Source organism: Geodermatophilus sp. SYSU D00965, from assembly GCF_054050075.1.
This window is the reverse complement of record NZ_JBJGYQ010000005.1, coordinates 139,212-160,656: the sequence shown is the minus strand read 5'-3', so window position 1 is coordinate 160,656 and position 21,445 is coordinate 139,212. Positions and strand designations below refer to the sequence as shown.

Annotated in this window: 20 protein-coding genes; 4 read left to right on the top strand and 16 right to left on the bottom strand. The window is 73.8% G+C overall.

Annotated elements, in window-relative coordinates; translation table 11 throughout:
* Nucleotide 1 precedes the first annotated feature (1 nt).
* The 4 genes from ACI789_RS06675 to ACI789_RS06660 form a co-directional block, all read right to left on the bottom strand.
* Complete coding sequence (locus tag ACI789_RS06675; protein WP_457007331.1) at nt 2–1,288, bottom strand: ABC transporter permease; 1,287 nt, start codon at nt 1,286–1,288, stop codon at nt 2–4.
* Entirely contained in the window at nt 1,285–2,520 is a 1,236-nt protein-coding gene (locus ACI789_RS06670; RefSeq protein ID WP_457007329.1) for an ABC transporter permease, read from the bottom strand. The genes ACI789_RS06675 and ACI789_RS06670 overlap by 4 nt, the downstream gene beginning before the upstream one ends.
* Nucleotides 2,517–4,103 carry an ABC transporter ATP-binding protein gene (locus ACI789_RS06665; RefSeq protein ID WP_457007327.1) on the bottom strand — a complete coding sequence of 529 codons (1,587 nt, stop codon included), beginning with the start codon at nt 4,101–4,103 and terminating at the stop codon, nt 2,517–2,519. Before ACI789_RS06665 ends, ACI789_RS06670 begins: the two co-directional genes overlap by 4 nt.
* A gap of 238 nt (nt 4,104–4,341) precedes the next feature.
* The gene (locus ACI789_RS06660; RefSeq protein ID WP_457007325.1) at nt 4,342–5,403 is read right to left on the bottom strand and encodes a BMP family lipoprotein; all 1,062 of its coding nucleotides are present in this window, start codon (nt 5,401–5,403) and stop codon (nt 4,342–4,344) included.
* Nucleotides 5,404–5,661: 258 nt separating this feature from the next.
* Here ACI789_RS06660 and ACI789_RS06655 point away from each other — a divergent pair, with 258 nt between their 5' ends.
* Nucleotides 5,662–6,972, top strand: coding sequence for a D-alanyl-D-alanine carboxypeptidase family protein (locus ACI789_RS06655; RefSeq protein ID WP_457007323.1), 1,311 nt, complete (start codon nt 5,662–5,664; stop codon nt 6,970–6,972).
* Here the strand turns inward: ACI789_RS06655 and ACI789_RS06650 are convergent.
* The 4 genes from ACI789_RS06650 to hisC form a co-directional block, all read right to left on the bottom strand.
* Nucleotides 6,875–7,876 carry a YihY/virulence factor BrkB family protein gene (locus ACI789_RS06650; protein ID WP_457007321.1) on the bottom strand — a complete coding sequence of 334 codons (1,002 nt, stop codon included), beginning with the start codon at nt 7,874–7,876 and terminating at the stop codon, nt 6,875–6,877. The two genes, ACI789_RS06655 and ACI789_RS06650, sit on opposite strands and share 98 nt — an antisense overlap.
* 92 nt (nt 7,877–7,968) lie before the next feature.
* Nucleotides 7,969–8,538, bottom strand: a complete 570-nt coding sequence (locus tag ACI789_RS06645; RefSeq protein ID WP_457007319.1) for a 2'-5' RNA ligase family protein — start codon at nt 8,536–8,538, stop codon at nt 7,969–7,971.
* Nucleotides 8,535–9,557: a tryptophan--tRNA ligase gene (trpS, locus tag ACI789_RS06640; RefSeq protein ID WP_457007317.1), complete on the bottom strand. Its 1,023-nt coding sequence runs from the start codon at nt 9,555–9,557 to the stop codon at nt 8,535–8,537. Before trpS ends, ACI789_RS06645 begins: the two co-directional genes overlap by 4 nt.
* Before the next feature lie 63 nt (nt 9,558–9,620).
* Entirely contained in the window at nt 9,621–10,733 is a 1,113-nt protein-coding gene (gene hisC, locus ACI789_RS06635; RefSeq protein WP_457007315.1) for a histidinol-phosphate transaminase, read from the bottom strand.
* A 57-nt stretch (nt 10,734–10,790) separates the two neighbouring features.
* Between hisC and galE the strand changes: the two genes are divergently transcribed.
* A complete protein-coding gene (gene galE / locus ACI789_RS06630) occupies nt 10,791–11,747 on the top strand; it encodes a UDP-glucose 4-epimerase GalE (RefSeq protein WP_457007313.1) in 957 nt (318 codons plus the stop codon).
* Nucleotides 11,748–11,785: 38 nt separating this feature from the next.
* Here the strand turns inward: galE and ACI789_RS06625 are convergent, their stop codons facing one another.
* The gene (locus ACI789_RS06625; RefSeq protein ID WP_457007311.1) at nt 11,786–13,120 is read right to left on the bottom strand and encodes a hemolysin family protein; all 1,335 of its coding nucleotides are present in this window, start codon (nt 13,118–13,120) and stop codon (nt 11,786–11,788) included.
* A 248-nt stretch (nt 13,121–13,368) separates the two neighbouring features.
* Between ACI789_RS06625 and ACI789_RS06620 the strand changes: the two genes are divergently transcribed.
* The gene (locus tag ACI789_RS06620) at nt 13,369–14,214 is read left to right on the top strand and encodes a CAP domain-containing protein (protein ID WP_457007309.1); all 846 of its coding nucleotides are present in this window, start codon (nt 13,369–13,371) and stop codon (nt 14,212–14,214) included.
* A 67-nt stretch (nt 14,215–14,281) separates the two neighbouring features.
* On the opposite strand, the gene ACI789_RS06615 is transcribed toward ACI789_RS06620, so the two are convergent.
* The 4 genes from ACI789_RS06615 to ACI789_RS06600 all read right to left on the bottom strand — a co-directional run bounded on the left by ACI789_RS06615 (nt 14,282) and on the right by ACI789_RS06600 (nt 17,772).
* Nucleotides 14,282–15,499 (bottom strand): NADP-dependent isocitrate dehydrogenase, encoded by a 1,218-nt coding sequence (locus ACI789_RS06615; protein ID WP_457007307.1) that lies wholly within the window; start codon nt 15,497–15,499, stop codon nt 14,282–14,284.
* An 81-nt stretch (nt 15,500–15,580) separates the two neighbouring features.
* Nucleotides 15,581–16,534: a malate dehydrogenase gene (gene mdh, locus ACI789_RS06610; RefSeq protein ID WP_457007305.1), complete on the bottom strand. Its 954-nt coding sequence runs from the start codon at nt 16,532–16,534 to the stop codon at nt 15,581–15,583.
* Nucleotides 16,535–16,603: 69 nt separating this feature from the next.
* On the bottom strand, nt 16,604–16,903 hold the full coding sequence (locus ACI789_RS06605) for a DUF3017 domain-containing protein (protein ID WP_457007303.1): 300 nt from the start codon (nt 16,901–16,903) through the stop codon (nt 16,604–16,606).
* Nucleotides 16,903–17,772 carry a bifunctional methylenetetrahydrofolate dehydrogenase/methenyltetrahydrofolate cyclohydrolase gene (locus tag ACI789_RS06600; RefSeq protein WP_457007301.1) on the bottom strand — a complete coding sequence of 290 codons (870 nt, stop codon included), beginning with the start codon at nt 17,770–17,772 and terminating at the stop codon, nt 16,903–16,905. Before ACI789_RS06600 ends, ACI789_RS06605 begins: the two co-directional genes overlap by 1 nt.
* Nucleotides 17,773–17,873: 101 nt before the next feature.
* Here ACI789_RS06600 and ACI789_RS06595 point away from each other — a divergent pair, with 101 nt between their 5' ends.
* A complete protein-coding gene (locus ACI789_RS06595) occupies nt 17,874–18,506 on the top strand; it encodes a hypothetical protein (protein ID WP_457007299.1) in 633 nt (210 codons plus the stop codon).
* An 87-nt stretch (nt 18,507–18,593) separates the two neighbouring features.
* Here ACI789_RS06595 and ACI789_RS06590 read toward each other — a convergent pair whose 3' ends face one another.
* The 3 genes from ACI789_RS06590 to purN are packed head-to-tail and all read right to left on the bottom strand — an operon-like array spanning nt 18,594 to nt 21,423.
* Nucleotides 18,594–19,259: a pentapeptide repeat-containing protein gene (locus ACI789_RS06590; protein ID WP_457007297.1), complete on the bottom strand. Its 666-nt coding sequence runs from the start codon at nt 19,257–19,259 to the stop codon at nt 18,594–18,596.
* An 11-nt stretch (nt 19,260–19,270) separates the two neighbouring features.
* Nucleotides 19,271–20,821, bottom strand: a complete 1,551-nt coding sequence (gene purH / locus ACI789_RS06585; protein WP_457007295.1) for a bifunctional phosphoribosylaminoimidazolecarboxamide formyltransferase/IMP cyclohydrolase — start codon at nt 20,819–20,821, stop codon at nt 19,271–19,273.
* Nucleotides 20,818–21,423 (bottom strand): phosphoribosylglycinamide formyltransferase, encoded by a 606-nt coding sequence (gene purN / locus ACI789_RS06580; protein ID WP_457007293.1) that lies wholly within the window; start codon nt 21,421–21,423, stop codon nt 20,818–20,820. Before purN ends, purH begins: the two co-directional genes overlap by 4 nt.
* Nucleotides 21,424–21,445 lie beyond the last annotated feature (22 nt).

The following is a 21,445-nucleotide window of genomic DNA, read 5'->3' as shown; positions in this document are numbered from 1 at the left end:
GTCAGTGCTCTCCTCTTCGGTACACGAGGCCGTCGGCCGCGGGCATCCGCAGGCGCTGGGACGCCAGCGACAGCACCAGCAGCGTGGTCAGGTGGGGGGTGAACGAGACCAGGCCGGGGGCCAGCTCGTCGATGGTCAGGAAGGCGACCAGCGAGCCGGCGGCGACCACCGCGGCCACCACCGCCCGAACCGCGCGCCGGTGCACCGCCTGCCAGACGGCCACACCGGCGAGCAGCACGGCCAGCAGCAGGAACAGCGCCACCACCGCCGAGCGGCTGCGCAGCTGCAGCGCGTCGGCGAAACCGAACAGGCCGGCGCCGGCCGCCAGGCCGCCGGGCCGCCAGTTGCCGAAGATCAGCGCGGCGAGGCCGATGAACCCGCGCCCGTTGGTCTGCCCCTCGCGGTAGATGCCGGCGATGAAGACCAGGAACACGCCACCCATCCCGGCCAGCGCGCCGGAGACGACCACCGCGACGTACTTCAGCCGGTAGACCGGCACGCCGAGGGAGTCGGCGGCCGCGGGGTTCTCCCCGCACGAGCGCAGCCGCAGCCCGAAGGCGGTGCGCCACAGCAGCAGGTAGGACGCCGGGACCAGCAGCACCGCGAGCAGGGTCAGCAGGCCCACGCCGCTGGTGAGGCCGCGGAGGATGCCGGCCACGTCGCTGACCAGGAACCACTGCTGGCGCTCGAGGTCGCCGAGCAGGTCGGGGCCCGAGGAGAGCACCGGCACGGAGAACTCCGGCGGGTCGCTGGACAGCGCCGGTGACTGGGTGACCCCGCCGCCGGCCGGGTTGTCGGTGTAGAGCAGCTCGGAGAGGAAGCGGACGACGCCAGCCGCGAGGATGTTGATCGCCACACCGGAGACCACGTGGTCGACCCCGAAGGTGACGGTGGCGACGGCGTGCAGCAGCCCGCCCAGCGCACCGAAGACGATGCCGCCGACGAGTGCGGCCGCCCAGCCCCACTGGTAGCCGGCGAACCCGGCTCCCCAGGTGCCCAGCGTCATCATCCCGTCGAGGCCGATGTTGACCACGCCTGCCCGCTCGGAGAAGAGCCCACCCAGGGCGGCCAGCCCGATCGGCACGGCCAGCAGCAGCGCCGCGGAGATCGTCGAGGACGAGGTGAGCGCCTGCTCGCCGCTGATCACCCGCACGGCCGAGACCAGCACGAACGCGCCGACCAGCAGCCAGGTGACCCGGCGGGCCCGCCCGCCGCCGAGGAACAGCTCGCCGACCGGGCCGCGGGCGGGGCCGGTCCCGGAGGTCCGGGTCGTGGTGGTGGCGCTCATGCCCCGGTCTCCTGCCGCTCGTCGGTCTGCTGGCCCGCGCCGGTCCCGCGGCTGACGCCCGCACCGGTGCCCGCGTCCGCGCCGTCGGCGGTGCGTGCGGGGCCGGCGCTCCCGTCCCCGGTGGCCGCGGCGGGCCCGGCCTGGGCCGCGCCGCGCTCCGCGGCGCGCAGGGCGACCCGCCGGGCCACCTCGTTGGAGATGACCACGGCGAGCACGATCACGCCCTGGATGATCGTGACGACCGAGGCCGGGTAGTCCGCGATCTGCAGCGGCACCAGGGCCCGGTCGAGGAAGGCGAACAGCAGCGCGGCGAACGCGATGCCGACCGGGTTGTTGCGCCCCAGCAGGGCCACCGCGATGCCCAGGAAGCCCAGGCCCGAGGTGAAGTCGGTCGTGTAGCCGTGCGTCGTCCCGAGCAGGTCGGGCATGCCGATCAGCCCGGCCACCGCCCCCGACAGGAGCATCGTCTTGACGACCATCCCGCGGGCGTCCACGCCGCTGGCCCGCGCCGCTGACGGCGACAGCCCGGTGGCCCGCAGGTCGTAGCCGAACCGGGTGCGGTTGAGCAGGACCGCGATCACGACGCCGAGCAGCGCGGCCACCACGAGGAACCCGTAGAGCTGCCGGGGCGGGTTGGCCAGGCCGAACAGGTCGAACAGCCCGTTGAGGCTGGGCATCCACCCGGACTCGGGGATCTCCCTGGTGCTGATGATCGACGCGCCCTCGGGGCTGCCCCGGAAGGGCCCGGTGAGCAGGAACGACGCGATGCCCAGCGCGATGAAGTTGAGCATGATCGAGCTGATGACCTCGCTGACGCCGCGGGTCACCTTGAGGACGGCGACGATGCCCGCCCAGATCGCGGCGACCGCCATGGCGACCACCACGATCAGCAGCACGTGCAGCGGTCCCGGCAGGACGACGGCGGCGCCGACCGCGGCGGCCATGACCGTGGCCAGCCGGTACTGGCCCTCCACACCGATGTTGAACAGCCCCATCCGGAACGCGATCGCGACCGCCAGCCCGGAGATGAACAGCGGGATGGCCCGGTTGAGGATCACGACGATCGCGGTGACCTGCTGGGTGGGGGTGTCACCGAAGTCGACCATCACGGCGAACACCTGGAAGGGGTCGACCCCCAGGACGGCCATGACCAGGCCGGAGATGACGATCGCCGCGACGATGGCCAGCAGCGGCGCGACCAGGGCCGCGCCGAGACGGCGCAGCGCGCTCATGCCGCACCCGCCGTCGTCCGGGCGCCGGTCATGTGGCCACCGAGCTCCTCCGGGGTGACGTGCGCCGGGTCCAGGGTCGCGACCAGCCGGCCGCGGAGCATGACGTGCAGCGTGTCGGACAGGCCGATCAGCTCGTCGAGGTCTGCGGAGACCAGCAGGATCCCCAGACCGTTGGCGCGGGCGTCCTCGAGCAGTCTCCAGATGGACCCCTGGGCGCCGACGTCGACACCGCGGGTCGGGTGCGCGGCCAGCAGCAGGCGGGGCTGTGCGCTCATCTCCCGGCCGACGATGAGCTTCTGCTGGTTGCCGCCGGACAGCGCGACGGCCAGCGTGTCCGGCCCCGGGGCGCGGACGTCGTACTCGCGCATGATCCGCTCGGTGTCGGCGCGGGCGCCCCGGCGGTCGATGAACGGGCCCTTCACCGCCGGCGGGCGGGTCTGGTGGCCGAGGATGCGGTTCTCCCACAGCGTCGCGTCCAGCAGCATCCCCTGCCGGTGCCGGTCCTCGGGGATGAAGCCCAGCCCGGCCTCCCGGCGGGTGCGGGTGCTCCAGGCGGTGATGTCCTCCCCGCCCAGCGCCACGGTGCCGGCTGCGACCGCGCGCAGCCCCATGACGGCGTCCACGAGCTCGGCCTGGCCGTTGCCCTCGACGCCGGCGATGCCGACGACCTCCCCTTCGCGGACCACCAGGTCGACGTCGTCGACGAGCGGCCGGCCCGCGGGGCTGGCGACCGTGACGCCGCGCAGCTCGAGCACCGGCGTGGGCCGGACGGTGGAGGTGCGGGTCTCCGGGGAGGGCAGCTCGGAGCCGACCATCATCTCGGCCAGCTGGCGGCTGGTCGTCGTCCTCGGGTCGGCGGTGCCGACGGTGGTGCCGCGCCGGATGACGGTGATCGAGTCGGCGACCTTGCGGACCTCGTCGAGCTTGTGCGAGATGAAGATGACGGTGAGGCCCTCCCGCTTGAGCTCGGCGAGGTTGCCGAACAGCTCGTCGACCTCCTGCGGCACGAGGACGGCGGTGGGCTCGTCGAGGATCAGCGTGCGCGCGTCGCGGTAGAGCACCTTCGCGATCTCGACCCGCTGCCGGTCGCCGACGCCGAGGTCCTCGACCAGCGCGTCGGGGTCCAGCCCCAGGGAGTAGGCGTCGGAGATCTCCCGGATCCGGCGACGGGCCGCGGCCCGGTCCAGCCGGCCGCCGCGGGTGGGCTCGCTGCCCAGGACGATGTTCTCCAGGACGGTGAAGTTGTCGGCCAGCATGAAGTGCTGGTGGACCATGCCGATGCCGGCGGCGATCGCGTCGGCGGGGCTGCGGAAGTGCACCTGCCGGCCGTCGACGAGGATCTGGCCCTCGTCCGGGCGGTGCTCGCCGTAGAGCGTCTTCATCAGCGTCGACTTGCCGGCGCCGTTCTCCCCCACGATGGCGTGCACCTCGCCGCGGCGGACCCGCAGCTCGATGTCCTTGTTCGCCACGACGCCGGGGAAGCGCTTGGTGATGCCGCGCAGCTCGACGGCCAGCGGCGCGGCGTCGCCGTCCCCCGCCGGCGTCCCCGTCGGGACACCTGCGGCCCCGTGTTCTGGAGGCATGGTGGGCCCTTCCCCTCGCTGCGCCCCTGCGGGTGTGCGGGGCACGTCCACTCTGCTGCATCGGTGACGCGGGATCGACCGCGGCCACCGCTCCCCCGGCCCGGGTTCCCCGGCGCCGCATGATCGCCCACGGCGGGCTGGGGGGAGGGGCGCAGGGGTCCTGCTCGCGGCAGCGGGCCCGGGGGCGCGTCCTGCTCCCCCGGGCCCGCTGCCGGTCGTGCGTGTCAGCCGATCGTCGTCACGGGGTGGTCGGGACCGTGATCGTGCCGTCGATGATCTGCTGGCGGTAGGTGTCCAGGTCGCCCTGGATGTCGTCGATGAAGCCACCGGTGGTGGCCAGGCCGACGCCGTCGGACTCCAGGTCGTACCGCTCGTCGGTGCCCCCGGCGACGTTGCCGTCGACGAACTCGCCGATGAACGTGTCGACCGCGACGTCGACGCGCTTGAGCATCGAGGTCATGATCACCGCCTGGAGGGCCGGGTCGTCGACCGTCTGGTACTGGTCGGAGTCGACGCCGATCGCCCGGCCGCCGGAGGCGGCGGCCGCCTGGAACACGCCGATGCCGGAGCCGCCCGCCGCCTGGTAGACGATGTCGGCGCCGCCGTCGTACATGCCCTGGGCGATGATCTGCGCGCGGGCCGGGTCGTTGAACCCGCTGAAGTCACCGGCCGGCGAGATGTACTGGCTGTTGATGGCGATGTCCGGCTTGACCGCCCGCGCCCCGGCCTCGTAGCCGGCCTGGAACTTCTGGATCAGCGGGGTCTCCACGCCGCCGACGAAGCCGATGCTGTTGGTCTCGGTCTTCAGCGCCGCCGCGACACCGGCGAGGAAGGAGCCCTGCTCCTCGGAGAACAGCAGGCCGGTCAGGTTCTCGGGGTTGCCGGCGTCGGCGACCGAGCCGTCCACCTGCGCGAAGGTCACGTCGGGGTACTGCGCGGCGACCTCGCCGATGACGTCGCTGTAGGCGAAGCCGACGGCGATGATCGGGTTGAAGCCCTGGTCGGCCAGCTGGGTCAGCAGGTCGGCGCGGTTGGACGCGTCGGCGTTCGGGCTGAGCTTGGTGACCTCGCCGCCGTGCTCCTCGATGGCCTGCTCGACGCCGGCCACGGCCGCGTCGTTGAACGAGCGGTCGCCCTCGCCGCCGGTGTCGAACGCCAGGCCGATCTGCAGGTCGCCGGCGGCCTCGCCGCCACCCCCGCCGGTGCTGCCGCCGCCCTCCTCGTCGCTGGCACAGGCCGCCAGGGCCATGCTGCCGGCCAGCAGCAACGCCGCGGCCTTCATCCTCCGCGCTCGGCGCAAGACGCTCTCCTCTCTGGGGGGACGAGCCGCACTCGTGCACCGGCCCGTCCCGGTGGGATCCGGGTCGCGCGCCGCCGGACCGGCGCTGCCGGGGCGGTAGAACGCGCGACCTGGGCACGCTAACCGCGGCCGACGGCCGCGCCGCAGCCCGCGGAGGAGACCGAGATGCGATCGTTGCGAAGGCGACCCGGGCGCGTGGCCTGCGCCACCAGGACGGTCCGGGGGGACGCCGGCAGCCGCCGGGGCTAGCGTGCCCTCGTGCGACGGCGGACGGCGGCAGCCCGGCTCGCGGCCGTCTTCCTGGCCGCCGGGATCGCCCTCTCTCCCGGCGCCGCGCTCGCGGAGGACCCGCGGCCCACCGCCGACCCGCTGGCCCCCACCCCCACCGCGCCGCTGCCGGGCGGACCGCCCCAGGGCAGCGGCCCGGCCGGGGTCACCGTCGGCGGGGAGGGGCTGGACACCCGCGGCACCGTCGCCGTCGACGGCGCTCCCCCGCTGCCCGACGGCGTCGTCGCCCCCGGCTGGCTGGTGGCCGACGCGGACACCGGCGCGGTGCTGGCCGCCCGCGACCCGCACGGCCGCTACTACCCGGCGAGCACGCTCAAGACGCTGACGCTGCTCACCCTCGTCCCGCTGCTCGACCCCGACGAGGTCGTGGTCGGGACCGAGGAGGACGAGGCGATGGAGGGCAGCCGGGTCGGCCTGGTGGCCGGTGGGCGCTACCCGGTCTCGCTGCTGTTCGAGGCCCTGGTCATGCAGTCGGGCAACGACGCCGCCAACGCGCTGGCCCGCGCCGCGGGAGGGGTCGAGGTCACGGTCGAGGCGATGAACGAGACCGCGGTGGCGATCGGCGCGTACGACACGGTCGCGGGGTCGCCGTCCGGGCTGGACGTGGCCGGGCAGACCTCCTCCCCCTACGACCTGGCCCTGGTGTTCCGCCGGCTGGTCGACGACCCGCGCACCGAGGCGATCCTGACCACGCAGTTGGCCGCGATGCCCGCCGTCGAGGGGAGGTCCGAGGGCTACCAGATCCAGAACCAGAACCCGCTGCTCACCCGCTACCCCGGCAACCTCGGCGGCAAGACGGGGTTCACCGACGCCGCCAGGCACACCTTCGTCACCGCCGCCGAGCGGGAGGGGCGCCGGCTCGTGGTCAGCGTCATGGGCACCGAGAACACCCCGCTGCGCGCCGCCGACCAGGCCGCCCTGCTGCTCGACTGGGGCTTCGGCGTCCCGGCGGGCACCAACGGGGTCGGCGTGCTGGTGGAGTCCGGTGCCGACGTCGTGGCCACGCCCTCGGCCACCCGGCCCGCGGCCCCGGCCGCCGTCGCAGCCCCGGGCACCCCGGCGGCCCGCGGGGAGACGGAGGACTCCCCGCTGGTGCCCGCGGCGCTGGCCGCCGCGGCGGTCGGGGTCGTCGTCGCGACGGTGGTCGGCGTGCGCCGCGCGGTGCACGTGGTCCCGCCGCGGGTCAGCGGTCGGCCGGCGGCACCACCGGGTCCGCGCGCTCGCGGACCACGTGGACCTCGCCCTGGACCCGGCGCAGGGTCGCGGTCCACGCGGCGGTGAAGAAGGCGAAGCGGCAGACGAGGTTGATCCACACCAGGATGCCGACGGCGCCACCGAAGGCCGAGGCGGTCACGCTGCCGGAGATCAGCGAGAGGTAGAGGCTGCCGAGCAGTTTCATCACCTCGAGGCCGGCCGCGCCGAACAGCGCTCCCGGCAGCAGCCGGCGCAGCGGGTGGGTCGTCGACGGCACCACCTTGAGCAGCCACAGGAAGACCAGGACGTCGGTGGCGACCGCCAAGGCCAGGCCGAGGACGAACGTGAGGACGCCCAGGCCGGGGGCGTCGTCCAGGCCGAGGAGGCCGAGCAGCCAGCCGGTGGCCTGCGTGACCACGCCGGTGACGCCCAGGCTGAGCAGGCCGGTGGCTCCGAGCAGGACCAGGGCGAGCAGGTCCTGGAGGTTGTCGCGGAGGAACTCCGGCTCGTCGGCCCGTCCCCGCCAGATCCGCTCCATGCCGATCCGCAGCTTGTCCATGGCCCGCAGCCCGGCGTAGACGAAGCCGGCCAGCCCGATGACCCCGACGACGCCGGCCGACCCCACCGCCGCGCGCAGCTCCCGGACGATCTGGTCGCCGGTGGAGCCGGGGAAGGTGTCGCGGATGGCGGCGTAGAGCTCGTCCTGGAGCAGCTGGTTACCCGCCAGCACCAGGCCGATGGCGGAGGCGGCCAGCAGCAGGACCGGGACCAGCCCGAGGAACACGAAGTAGGTGACGCCGGCGGCCATCAGGTCGCCCTGCGTGCGCCGGTAGCGCCCGCCGGCGCGGGCCAGGTGGTCGAACCAGGGCTGGCTGCGCCGCAGCCGGGCGACCAGCGCGTCCCAGCCCGCGGTCAGGCCGGCGATGCGGCTCCGGAGCGTCGGGCGGTGGTCGCCGGGGGGCGCGGACGGCTCGGCCCGGGGCGCAGTCATCGCGGCCCAGTCTGCGGCCCGGGCACACGGCGGGCGACCCGGTCGCCCCCACCCGTAGCCGACCGCTCGACGGCCCTGGGAGACGGGGTCCTTCAGCGGGGCGGGCCGGTGAGGGGGTACTCGCGGGCGACCGCCCAGGCGCCGTCGGGGGTCTGCTCGAACTCGGTGAAGGAGGTGACGCGGAACTGCGCCGAGAGGTCGGCCAGTCCGCAGTAGGCGAGGTCCAGCATGTCCGGGGGGACGTCGTGGGCCACGGTCACGTGCGGGTGGTACGGGTAGGACAGGCCCCGGGACAGCGGGCCGCGGCGCACGTCGTTGGCGATCAGCTCGCAGTTGCCGATGCCGCGGGCCACCGCCACGAAGACGACCTGCGAGACCGGCGCGAAGGTGCCCGTCCCCGACAGGTGCATGTCGAAGGGCGGGTGCGCCCGGGCCACGTCGGCCAGGTGGGCGGTGATGGCCGAGCGGTCGGCGGTGGCCACCTCGGTGGGCGGCAGCAGCGTCACGTGCGGCGGGACGAGGCTGGCCTGCGGGTCCCCCACCTTGGTGCGCCAGTCGACGAACAGCTGCGACCACGGCTCGGGGATCGGGACGACGACGCCGAGGACGGAGGTCTCCGGCACCACGCTGCGACTGCGCGGGACGAAGGTGTCGTCGTTCACGCGCCCGCTCCTGATGCTGGCAGGAAGCCGACCCGGTCGTACACCGCGGTGACGGTCTGCGCGGCGACCTCCCGCGCCCGTGCCGCGCCCGCGGCGAGGACCCGCTCCAGCTCGGCCCGGTCGTCGAGCAGCTCCAGCGTCCGCTGGCGCACCGGCGTCACGAAGTCGACGACGACCTCGGCCAGCTCCTTCTTGAAGTCGCCGTAGCCGCGGCCGGCGAAGCGCTCCTCCAGCTCGGCGACCGAGGCGCCCGACAGCGCGCTGTGGATGGTCAGCAGGTTGGTGATGCCCGGCTTCTCCACCGGGTCGGCGACCACCTCACGGCCGGTGTCGGTCACCGCCGAGCGGATCTTCTTCGCCGTCACCTTGGGGTCGTCGAGCAGGAAGACGCAGCCGGCCGGCGGCAGGCTCTTGCTCATCTTCTTGTCCGGCGACTGCAGGTCCATGACCCGCGCCGCGCCCTCGGGGATGATGCCGTCCGGCACCGGGAAGGTGTCGCCGAAGCGGCCGTTGAACCGGGAGGCCAGGTCGCGGGTCAGCTCGAGGTGCTGGCGCTGGTCCTCACCGACGGGCACCTGGTCGGCCCGGTAGACGAGGATGTCCGCGGCCATCAGCACCGGGTAGGTGAACAGGCCGACCGTCGTCCCGGCGGTGCCCTCCCGCTGGCTCTTGTCCTTGAACTGGGTCATCCGGCTGGCCTCGCCGAAGCCGGTGAGGCACTCCAGGACCCAGGACAGCTGCAGGTGCTCGGGCACGTGGCTCTGGGCGAACAGCGTGCTGCGCGCCGGGTCGACGCCGAGGGCCAGCAGCTGCGCCGCCGACACGAGGGTGTTGCGCCGCAGCTCCGCGGGGTCCTGCGGGACGGTGATCGCGTGCAGGTCGACCACGCAGTAGAAGGCCTCCGTGGTCTCCTGCAGCTGGACCCACTGCCGCAGCGCACCCAGGTGGTTGCCGAGGTGGAAGGAGCCCGCCGTCGGCTGGATGCCGGAGAGCACACGGGGAAGAGGCACGTCGGCCATCAAACCAGCCGATCCTGGGCCCGTGCGCTGCGCGTCCCGAACGTCCTCGTCACGGTCGGCGGGTCACGCGGCCGGTGTGGCCGAACGCACCTCGTCGAGCGCGGCCAGGAAGACGTCGTCCTCCTCGGGCGTGCCCACGGTGACCCGGATCCCCTCGCCGGCGAACGGCCGGGTGATGACCGCCCGCGACTCGAGGGCGGCGGCCAGCCCCGCGGCGTCCTCCCCCACCGGCAGCCACACGAAGTTGGCCTGGCTGTCGGCGACGTCGAACCCGCGCTCGCGGAGGGCCTCGGTCAGCCGTTGCCGCTCCCCGGTGACCGCCGCGCAGCGCCGGCGCACCTCGTCCTCGCTGGCCAGGGCGGCGACCGCGGCGGCCTGGGCGAGCATGTTGACGCTGAAGGGGACGTGGGTCTTGCGCACCGACTCGGCCACCGCCGGGTCCTCGGCGACGAGGTAACCCACGCGCAGGCCGGCCAGCCCCCACGCCTTGGAGAAGGTCCGCAGCACCGCGACGTTGGGGCGGCCGCGCATCAGCTCGAGCCCGTCGGGGACGTCGGGGTCGGTGACGAACTCGCGGTAGGCCTCGTCCAGGACGACGAGCGTGTCGGCCGGGACAGCGTCCAGGAACCGCTCGAGCTCAGGCCGACGCACCGCCGTCCCGGTGGGGTTGTTCGGGTTGCAGACGAAGACCACCCGCGTGGTCTCGTCCACGGCCGCGGCCAGCGCCTCGAGGTCGTGGGTGTCGGCCGGCCCGCCGGGGCGGCCGGGCGCCAGCGGGACCTGGATGGACCGGGCCCCGGCCACCTGGGCCAGGAGCGGGTACATCTCGAACGACCGCCAGGCGAAGGCGATGCTCGTGCCGGGGTCGTTGAACGACTGCGCCAGCTGCTGGCAGAGCATGACCGCGCCGCAGCCGGTCACGACCTGCACGGGGTCGACGTCGTACCGCTCGGCCAGCGCGGCGGTGAGGACGACGGCGCCGTTGTCGGGGTAGCGGTTGCTCTCGGCGGCGGTGGCGGCCAGCGCCTCGACGACGGCGGGCAGCGGCGGGAAGGCGACCTCGTTGCTGGCCAGCTTGACCGCCTGCGGGACCCCGATCTCCCGGGCCAGGTCGGCGGGGTTGCGCCCCGGCTTGTAGGCGGGCAGCTGCTGCACCGCCGGTCGTGCGCTGACCACTGGCTCTGCCTCCTGACCGCGCCGTCCGCGCGGGGCGCGGATCTCTAGGGTGGGCGCATGCGCGTACTCGTCGCCGGCGGGGCCGGCTACATCGGCAGCGTAGTCACGGCCGCCCTGCTCGCGGCGGGCCACGAGGTCACGGTGCTCGACGACCTGTCCACCGGGCACGCCGACGCCGTCCCGGAGGGCGCGGGGCTGGTGCGGGCCTCGCTGCACGAGTCGGGCCCGGTGCTGGCCGACGTCCGCCCCGAGGGGGTGCTGCACTTCGCCGCCAAGAGCCTCGTCGGTGAGTCGCAGGTCCGGCCGGAGATCTACTGGGACACCAACGTCGCGGGCACGCTGGCGCTGCTCGAGGCGATGCGCGCGGTGGACTGCCGGCGGATCGTCTTCTCCTCCACCGCGGCCACCTACGGCGAGCCCGAGCAGGTGCCCATCCGCGAGGACGCCCCCACCCGGCCGACCAACACCTACGGCGCCTCGAAGCTCGCCGTCGACACGATGCTCACCTCGTACGCGACCGCGTACGACTTCGCCGCGGTGAGCCTGCGCTACTTCAACGTGGCCGGCGCCGCCTACGGCCTCGGGGAGCGGCACACCACCGAGACCCACCTCATCCCCATCGCGCTGCAGGTCGCGGCCGGCACCCGGGAGAGCATGACCGTCTACGGCGAGGACTACCCGACGCCGGACGGCACCTGCATCCGCGACTACATCCACGTCGCCGACCTGGCCGACGCGCACCTGCTCGCGCTGACCGCCCCGCAGCCGGGCGAGCACCGCATCTACAACCTGGGCAACGGCACCGGCTTCTCGGTGCAGCAGGTCGTCGACGCCGTCCGCGAGGTCACCGGGCACCCGGTGCCGGTGGTCGTGGGCGAGCGTCGCTCGGGCGACCCCGCCCAGCTGGTGGCCTCCAGCGACCGGATCCGGGCCGACCTCGGCTGGACGCCGCGCCACACCGACCTGGCCGGCATCGTCCGCGACGCCTGGGACACCGCCCGCAGCCGCGCCTGAGAGAAGGGCCCCGCGGCCCCCTGCAGCGGGGCCGCGAGCTAGGTCCCGATGGTGCCGGTGTGCACCGTCGCCGGGTCGATCTCCGGCTCGGGGGCCCGGCTCACCGAGATGCGGGCGATCCGCCGTCCGTCGAGCTCGAGCACGGTGAGCGTGCGGCCCTCGACCGTCACGGAGTTCCCGGGCTCGGGCAGCTTGCCGAGCACGGCCAGCACGTAGCCGGCGACCGTCTCGTAGGGCCCCTCGGGCAGCTGCAGGCCGGTCGCCTCGCGGAAGTCGTCGAGGTTGAGCAGGCCGTCGACCTCGTGCGGTCCGCCGGGCACCTCGCCGCCGTCGTCGGTGACGTCCTCGTCGTACTCGTCGTAGATCTCCCCGATGACCTCCTCGATGAGGTCCTCGAGGGTGACGATGCCGTCGGTGCCGCCGTACTCGTCGACGACGATGGCCAGGTGGTGGTTCTCCCGCCGCATCTCCGACAGCGCGGTGAGGACGCCGGCGGTGCCCGGCAGGCGCTTGACCTCGCGGACCAGGTCGCCGACGGTCGCCGCGCGGCCCGCGGGGTGGTTGGGCAGGAACAGGTCGCGCACGTGCACGAACCCGACGACGTCGTCCTCGTCCCGGCCGACGACGGGGTAGCGGGAGTGGCTGGAGTCGTGCACCTGCTTGGCCGCGCGGCTGGCGGTCATCGACGCCTCGAGGAAGTCCACCTCCGTGCGGGGGGTCATGACCTCGCGCACCTCGCGGTCCCCGGCCCGGAAGACCTCGTTGATGAGCCGCCGCTCGTCGGTGCTCAGCGACTCGTGCGCGCTGACCAGGTCGCGAAGCTCCTCCTGGCTGATCGCCTCACCGCTGGCCTTGGGGTCCCCGCCGAGCAGCCGCACCAGCACGTTGGTCGACTTCGACAGCAGCCAGATGACCGGGCGGAACAGCTTGGCGATCGCGTTCAGCGGCGCGGCGACGATCAGCGAGAAGCCCTCGGCCCGCTGCAGCGCCAGCCGCTTCGGGGTCAGCTCGCCGACCACCAGGGAGAGGTAGCTGATCGCGATGGTGACCAGGACGAGGGCCAGGGTGCCGGCAAGACCCTCCCCCATACCGAGCCTCACGAGCCAGTCGGCGAGCGGCTCGGAGAGCGTGCTCGCACCGAAGGCCGCCGAGAAGAAGCCGGCGAGGGTCACGCCGACCTGCACCGCCGCCAGGAAGCGGTTGGGGTCGCTCAGCAGCCGGGCCACGGCCTTGCCGCGCCGTCCGCCGCTCTCGGCCATCGCCCGCACCTGGGACTCGCGCAGGCTCACCAGCGCGATCTCCGCTCCGGAGAAGGCCCCGCCGATCAGGACGAAGACGACGACCATGACGATGTTGAGCCAGACGTCGCTCACCGGCGGCGCGCTCCTCGATCTGCTGTGGGCATGACGGTCTCCATGCTGCCCGCCCCGGCCGCGGAGGACACCGCTCGGGAGGGGTGAAGTCGAACTCGGCGTGATCTCGCTCACAGTCCGCTGCCGATCACGCTCCGCGCCCGGCTACTCTCACTGAAGTTACATTTCGTGATCTAGCAACTCGTGAGGGTTACCTCGTGCACCACGTACCAGCGGGTCCCCCGCTGTCTTCCCGCATCGCCGCGAGGATGGGCCGCCTGTTCCGCCGGGTCCTCCCGGTGCTGGCCGTCGTCGCCGTGGTGGCCGGTGTCGCCCTCGCCGTCCCGATGGTCTCCCGCGTGGTGACCACCGCCTCGGACCAGGTGGCGCTGGACGGGTCGTCCTCGTCGTACGGGACGACGACCTCCGACGACCCGACCTCCTCCGACGACGCCATCTCCGGCGGCGCCACGGTGCAGATGGGCGTCGACGGCGACCCCGCCGCGCCCCCACCGTCGACACCGGCGGAGTCCCCTGCTGCGGCCTCGACCACCCCGGCGACGGAGGAGCCCGCGGCCGAGGCGGACGCGCCGGACGCGACCGCCGACGAGCCGGCCGCGTCGTCCCCCGATGAGCCGGCCGAGGAGGCCGCCGACGAGCCGACCGCCGCCGAGGAGGCCGCAGACGAGCCGGCCGCCGCCGAGCGCACGGCGGCCCCCGCGGCCGCGGCCCCCGCCGACCCCAGCACCGAGGGCCAGGTGCTGGCGCTGGTGAACGAGGCCCGCGCCGGCGCCGGCTGCGCGCCCCTGGTGGCCGACGCCGCCCTCGCCGCCGTCGCGCGGGGGCACAGCGCCGACATGCGCGACCGCGACTACTTCGCGCACGACACCCCCGAGGGGCTCTCGCCGTTCGACCGGGCCGAGCAGGCCGGGGTCGGCTACGCGCGGGCGGAGAACATCGCCTTCGGCCAGCCGGACGCCGCCGCGGTGATGGAGGCCTGGATGGACAGCGCCGGGCACCGGGCGAACATCCTCGACTGCGACCTGACCAAGCTCGGGGTCGGCGTGGCCGAGGGGCCCGGTGGCCCGTGGTGGACCCAGCTGTTCGGCGCCTGACCGCTCCCCGGAACGCACGTCGGCCCCCTCACCCGGTGGGTGAGGGGGCCGACGCGGATGAGCCGTCCTACGACGCCATGGCCTTCTTCAGGTTGCCGTCGATGGCCGCCAGGAAGTCCTGGGTGGTCAGCCACGGCTGGTCCTTGCTGATCAGCAGCGCGAGGTCCTTGGTCATCTGACCGCCCTCGACGGTGTCGATGCAGACCTTCTCCAGCGTCTCGGCGAAGCGGGTCACCTCGGGGGTGCCGTCGAGCTTGCCGCGGTGGGCCAGGCCCCGGGTCCAGGCGAAGATCGACGCGATCGGGTTGGTCGAGGTCTCCTTGCCCTGCTGGTGCTGGCGGAAGTGCCGGGTCACCGTGCCGTGGGCGGCCTCGGCCTCGACGGTGCGGCCGTCGGGGCTCATCAGCACCGAGGTCATCAGGCCCAGCGACCCGAAGCCCTGGGCCACGGTGTCGGACTGGACGTCACCGTCGTAGTTCTTGCAGGCCCAGACGTAGCCGCCCTCCCACTTCAGGGAGGCGGCGACCATGTCGTCGATGAGCCGGTGCTCGTAGGTGATGCCGGCCTGCTCGAACTGGTCCTTGAACTCGGTCTCGAAGACCTCCTGGAACAGGTCCTTGAACCGGCCGTCGTAGGCCTTGAGGATCGTGTTCTTGGTCGACAGGTAGACCGGGTAGCCACGCTGCAGGCCGTAGTTCATCGAGGCCCGGGCGAAGTCGCGGATCGACTCGTCGAGGTTGTACATCGCCATCGCGACGCCACCACCGGGCGACTGGAAGACCTCGTGCTCGATGGGCGCGGAGCCGTCCTTCGGCGTGAAGGTGAGGGTCAGCGTGCCCTCGCCGGGGAAGCGGAAGTCGGTGGCGCGGTACTGGTCACCGAAGGCGTGACGGCCGACGACGATCGGCTTGGTCCAGCCCGGCACCAGCCGCGGCACGTTCTGCATGATGATCGGCTCACGGAAGATGACGCCGCCGAGGATGTTGCGGATGGTGCCGTTGGGCGAGCGGTACATCCGCTTGAGCCCGAACTCCTCGACCCGCGCCTCGTCGGGCGTGATCGTCGCGCACTTGACGCCGACACCGTGCTTCTTGATCGCGTTGGCCGCGTCGACGGTGATCTGGTCGTCGGTCTCGTCGCGCTTCTCGATGCCGAGGTCGTAGTACTCGAGGTCCACGTCGAGGTACGGGAGGATCAGCTGGTCCTTGATGAACTGCCAGATGATCCGGGTCATCTCGTCGCCGTCGAGCTCGACGATCGTCCCCTCGACCTTGATCTTCGCCACAGGTTCTCCTTGTGCTCGTGTGGCCCCGCTGCAGGGTCCCGCCGCGCGCGTGCGAGCGGCGGGGGGCAGCGGGGTCCTTCTTCAGAGGTCGGCTACGTCGGCCTGCTTGGCGCGCACGGCCTCGGCCGCCTCGCGCAGCCCGGCCAGTTCGCTCTCGGTCAGGTCACCCTCGACCACGCGCCGGACGCCCTCGCGCCCGATCTCGGCCTCGACACCCAGGTACACCCCGGAGATGCCGTACTCGCCCTCCACCCAGGCGCAGACGGGCATGACCGCGCCGGAGTCCTCCATGACCGCGCGGGCCATGCGTGCCGCCGCGGCCGACGGCGCGTAGTACGCCGACCCCGTCTTGAGCAGGGCCACGACCTCCGCGCCGCCGTTGCGGGTGCGGTCGACGAGGTGCTCGATGCGATCGGCCGGCAGGACGTCGGCCAGCGGCTTGCCGTCGACGGTGCAGCGCGAGGGCACCGGCACCATCGTGTCGCCGTGCGAGCCGAGGGTCAGGGTGCGCACCGAGGCCACCGGGACGCCGAGCTCCTCCGCGACGTTGTTGGTGAACCGGGCGGTGTCGAGCATGCCGGCCTGGCCCATCACCCGGTTCTTCGGGAAGCCGGTGGCCAGCTGCGCCAGTGCGGTCATCTCGTCCAGCGGGTTGGAGACGACGATGACCACGGCGTCCGGCGAGGTCTGCGCGATGTTCTCGGCGACCTGCCGCACGATCTTGGCGTTGGTCTCGATCAGGTCCATCCGGCTCATGCCGGGCTTGCGGGGCAGCCCCGCGGTGATGACGACGACGTCCGAGCCCTCGGTGCCCTCGTACGAACCGCCGCCGACACCGACGACCTTCGTCTCGAAGCCCTCGATCGGCCGGGACTGGTTCATGTCGAGGGCGATGCCCTCGGGCTTGCCCTCCACGATGTCGGTGAGCACGACCGTCTCGAACAGGTCGTACTCCGCGAGGCGGAGGGCGGTGGTCGAGCCGTAGAACCCGGCACCGACGACGGTCACCTTGCCGTTCCTGGGCTGCTCTGCCATGGCGGCCAACCTATCGCTGAGCGCGCACCACCGCCTGAGCGGGTCGCGCGACCCCGACAGGGCCCTCTCTCAACTGCCGGGGATGGCGAGGGCGAAGGCGGTCAGCGTGACCCCGACCCCCACGAGCAGGACGACGTCCACCGGCCGGCTGCGGACGGCGAGGAAGCCCACCCGCCGCAGCGGCAGCAGCAACCGGAGCACCCCGCCGCCGACGAGGACCAGGCCGACGACGACCAGGCCGCGCCGCCAGTGCTCGAAGGTCACCATGAGCAGGCCCACCGCCACCCCGACCAGCACCGCGAGCAACGGCAGCTGCCGGAGCAGACCGGCCAGGAACGGCCGGCGGGTGTACAGCGGCGGGCGGGTCATCAGGAGGTCAGCATCTCCTCGGCCGCGGCCTGCTCGGCGGCGAGGACGACGTTCTGCAGCAGCATCGCGCGGGTCATCGGGCCGACCCCGCCGGGGTTGGGGGCGACGAACCCGGCGACGTCGACGACGTCCTTGGCGACGTCCCCGGCGATCTTGCCGTCCACCCGGCTGACGCCCACGTCGAGGACCGCGGCCCCGGGCTTGACGACGTCCGCGGTGACCAGCCCGGGGACGCCCGCGGCGGCGACGACGATGTCGGCCCGCCGCAGGTGGGCGGCCAGGTCCCGGGTGCCGGTGTGGCAGAGGGTGACCGTCGCGTTCTCCGTGCGCCGGGTCAGCAGCAGCCCCAGCGGCCGGCCGACGGTGATCCCCCGGCCGACGACCACGACCTCGGCGCCGGCGATCGGGACGCCGTACCGGCGCAGCAGCTCGACGATGCCCACCGGGGTGCACGGCAGCGGGCCGGGCACGTTGAGGACCAGCCGGCCGAGGTTGACCGGGTGCAGGCCGTCGGCGTCCTTGGCCGGGTCCATGCGCTCGAGGACGACGCTCTCCTCGATCCCCTTCGGCAGCGGCAGCTGGACGATGTAGCCGGTGCACGCGGGGTCGGCGTTGAGCTCCTCGACGACGGCGAGGACATCCTCGAGCGTGGCCGTGGCGGGCAGCTCGCGCTGGATGCTGGCGATGCCGACCTGGGCGCAGTCGGAGTGCTTGGCGTCGACGTACCAGCGGCTGCCGGGGTCGTCACCGACGAGCAGCGTGCCGAGGCCGGGCCGGTGGCCGGCGGCGGTGAGGGCGGCGACGCGTCCGGTCAGCTCCGCCCGGATGGCTGCTGCGGTGGCCTTGCCGTCGAGGATCGTCGCGGGCACGGCCGACAGTCTGCCCGAGAGCCCTCCACGCGACCGACCGCGGCCCTACCCTCGCAGGACAGCGGGCGCCTTCCCCGCCTGCCGATCCGCGAGGAGAGCAGATGACCGAGCGCGACCAGTCCCCGGCCGGCACGCAGCGCGGCAGCGGTGACTGGCGGGAGCAGACCAGTCCGGGGCTCGTGCCGATGGGCGGCCCGCAGACCGACGCCGGGCCGGCCGGGACCGCCGGGGCGACGTCCTACACCGCGCCGGAGTACTCGACCAGGCCGGTGACCGTCCGGCGTCCCGACACCTTCGCCAGCCTGCTGCTCATCCTGGCGGGCATCGCCGCCGCGGTGAGCCTGCTCCTGCGCTGGCTGCCCGGCAGCGACCTGACCGGGCTCGACCTGGTCCGCCGCGGCTTCGACGACGTGGGGCAGGGCTTCGGGCGGCTGTTCGAGACCGGGTTCTGGCAGCCCATGGCCGTGATCCTCGGCGGCGGGGTGCTGTTCGTCCTGGGCCTGCTCATGGTGGTGCCGGCGCGCACGCACCGGTTCCTCGGGGTCCTCGCGCTGCTGGTCAGCCTGGTGGCCGCGGCGGGCGTGGTGGTGCCCCTGGCAGGCATCGGCTGGGACGTCGCCGAGATCGACACGGGGTTCTGGTTCGCCGTCGCCGTCCCGGTGCTGGGCCTGCTCGGCGCCCTCAAGGCGATGTTCACCGGCCCGAAGTACGGGACCCACGGCCCCCGCGACTGAGGCCTGGCCACAGCACTGTCCGTGCACGCACCGTGGCGTCCCGGCTCGCGACACCACGGTGCGTGCACACCCGGTGCTGCTCCCCCGTCAGTCCGCGACGAGGGCGCCGTGGGCGCGGGCGAACTGCACCGCCTGGACCAGGTCCACCCGCACGCCGGTGAGGTCGAGCGCCCGCCAGTGGACCGCGTCGGTCGACGCGCCGCGCAGGTCGGCACCGCGCAGCTTGGCGCCCTGCAGCCGGGCGCGGTCGAGGTCGGCGTCGGTGAGGTCGCTCTCCCGCAGGTCGGCGTCGGTCAGGTCGGCCTCCCGGAACCGCTGACCGGACAGGTCCAGGCCGGAGAGGTCGACCCCGCGCAGCGACGTCCACGACCAGTCGCAGTCGGTCGAGGTCATCGGCCGCAGCTGCGCACCCGGGAACTGGGAGCCGGTGAGCTTGCAGCCCTCCCAGACGACGTCGAACAGCCGCGCGCGGTCGAACCGGCAGGACAGGAACGCCGTCCCCTGGTGCCGGGAGCCGCCCATCCGGACGCCGGTCAGCACGCAGGAGTCGAACACGCAGCGGCGGGTGACCAGCTCCTCCAGCCCGGCGTCGTCGAACCGGCAGCGGGTGAAGGTCACGTTGTCGAGCTGCGCCCCCCACCAGTCGACCCGGGCGAGGTCGGCGCCCTCGACCTCCGCGCCCGGCTCCGGTGGACGGACGTGCGGCTTCGGCCCCGTGTGGGGACCCGCGCCGTTGCGAGGTGTGGGGGGCACGGGGTCCTTTCTCAGTGGGCGAAGTGGCGGGTGCCCGTCAGGTACAGCGGCACGCCCGCGGCTGCCGCGGCGGCGATGACCTCCTCGTCGCGCACCGACCCGCCCGGCTGGACGACCGCGCGCACCCCGGCGTCGAGCAGCACCTGCAGCCCGTCGGCGAACGGGAAGAACGCGTCGGAGGCGGCGACCGAGCCCGCGGCCCGCTCCCCCGCCCGTGCGACGGCCAGCCGGGCGGCGTCCACCCGGTTCACCTGACCCATCCCCACGCCGACGGTCGCCTTGTCGTGGGCCAGGAGGATCGCGTTGCTGCGCACCGCACGCACGCTGCGCCAGGCGAACACCAGGTCGTCGAGGCCGGCGGCGTCCAGCGGCTCCCCGGTCGCCAGCGTCCAGGTCGTGGGGTCGTCGCCGGGGGCGTCGATGCGGTCGACGGTCTGCAGCAGCAGCCCGCCGCTGATCGGCCGCAGCTCGGTCGCGGAGACGCTGGCCTCGGGCAGCCGCAGCAGCCGGATGTTCTTCTTGGTGGTGAGCACCTGCAGGGCGTCGTCGGTGAACGACGGCGCGGCCACCACCTCGGTGAAGACGCCGGCGACCTGCTCGGCCATCGCCAGGTCGACCTCGCGGTTGGCCGCGATGACGCCGCCGAAGGCGGACACCGGGTCGCAGGCGTGCGCCTTGCGGTGGGCCGAGGCGATGTCGGTGCCGACGGCGATGCCGCAGGGGTTGGCGTGCTTGATGATCGCCACGCAGGGGTCGGCGTGGTCGGCGGCGGCCCGCACCGCGGCGTCGGTGTCGACGTAGTTGTTGTAGGACATCTCCTTGCCGTGCAGCTGCTCGGCGTGCGCCAGCCCCGGCTGCCCCCCGCGGTAGAGCGCGGCCCGCTGGTGCGGGTTCTCGCCGTAGCGCAGCACGTCGGCGCGCTGCCAGCTCGCGCCGACCCACGCCGGGAAGCCGGACTCGTCGTCGGGCGCCACCACGTTGCCGAGCCAGGACGCGACGGCGATGTCGTAGGTGGCGGTGTGCCGGAACGCGGCCACGGCGAGCCGCTGTCGCTCGGGCAGGGTGAAGCCCCCGGCGGCGACGGCGGCCAGGACGTCGCCGTAGCGGGCCGGGTCGACGACGACGGCGACCGACGGGTGGTTCTTGGCCGCCGCGCGCACCATCGCCGGGCCGCCGATGTCGATCTGCTCGACGCACTCGTCGGGGGTGGCGCCGGAGAGCACCGTCTCGGTGAACGGGTAGAGGTTGACCACGACGAGGTCGAACGGCGCCACGTCGAGGTCGTCGAGCTGCTGCACGTGCTCGGGCTTGCGGCGGTCGGCCAGGATGCCGGCGTGGACGGCGGGGTGCAGGGTCTTCACCCGCCCGTCGAGGCACTCGGGGAAGCCGGTGACCTGCTCGACGGGGGTGACCGGCACGCCGGCGTCGGCGATCCGCCGGGCGGTGGCGCCGGTGCTCACCAGCTCCACGCCTGCGTCGGCCAGTCCGCGGGCCAGCTCCTCGATCCCGGTCTTGTCGTAGACGCCGAGCAGCGCGCGGCGGATCGGGGTGCGGTCGCTCATCGGGGGTCCTCCGTGTGCTGGGTGACGAGTCGCGCCACCGTGTCCACCAGGAGCTCGCGCTCCACGGCCTTGATCCGTTCGTGCAGCCGGGCCTCGTCGTCCCCGTCGAGGACGGGCACCTCGCGCTGGGCGAGCACAGGGCCGGTGTCGACGCCGGCGTCGACCAGGTGCACGGTGCTGCCGGTGACCTCCACCCCTGCGGCCAGCGCGTCCCGTACGGCGTGCGCCCCGGGGAAGGCAGGGAGCAGCGCGGGGTGGGTGTTGACGAGCCGGCCACCGAAGGCGTCCAGCACCGCCGGGCCGACGATCTTCATGAACCCGGCGGAGACCACCAGGTCCGGCCGGTGCTCGGCGATGGCGCCGGCCAGGGCGCGGTCCCACGCGGCGCGGTCGGGGTGGTCGCGCAGGGCGCAGACGAAAGTCGGGATCCCGCGGCGGCGGGCGTGCTCGAGCCCGGCCGCGTCGCGGTCCCCGCCGACGGCGACGACGGTCGCGGGGTACCCGGGGTCGTCGGCGGCGTCCAGCAGGGCCGCGCACAGCGAGCCGGTCCCGGACAGCAGGACGACCACCCGCGCCCGCGGGAACGGCTCGGGAGCGGGCACGCCAGCGACCCTAGCCGGGGAC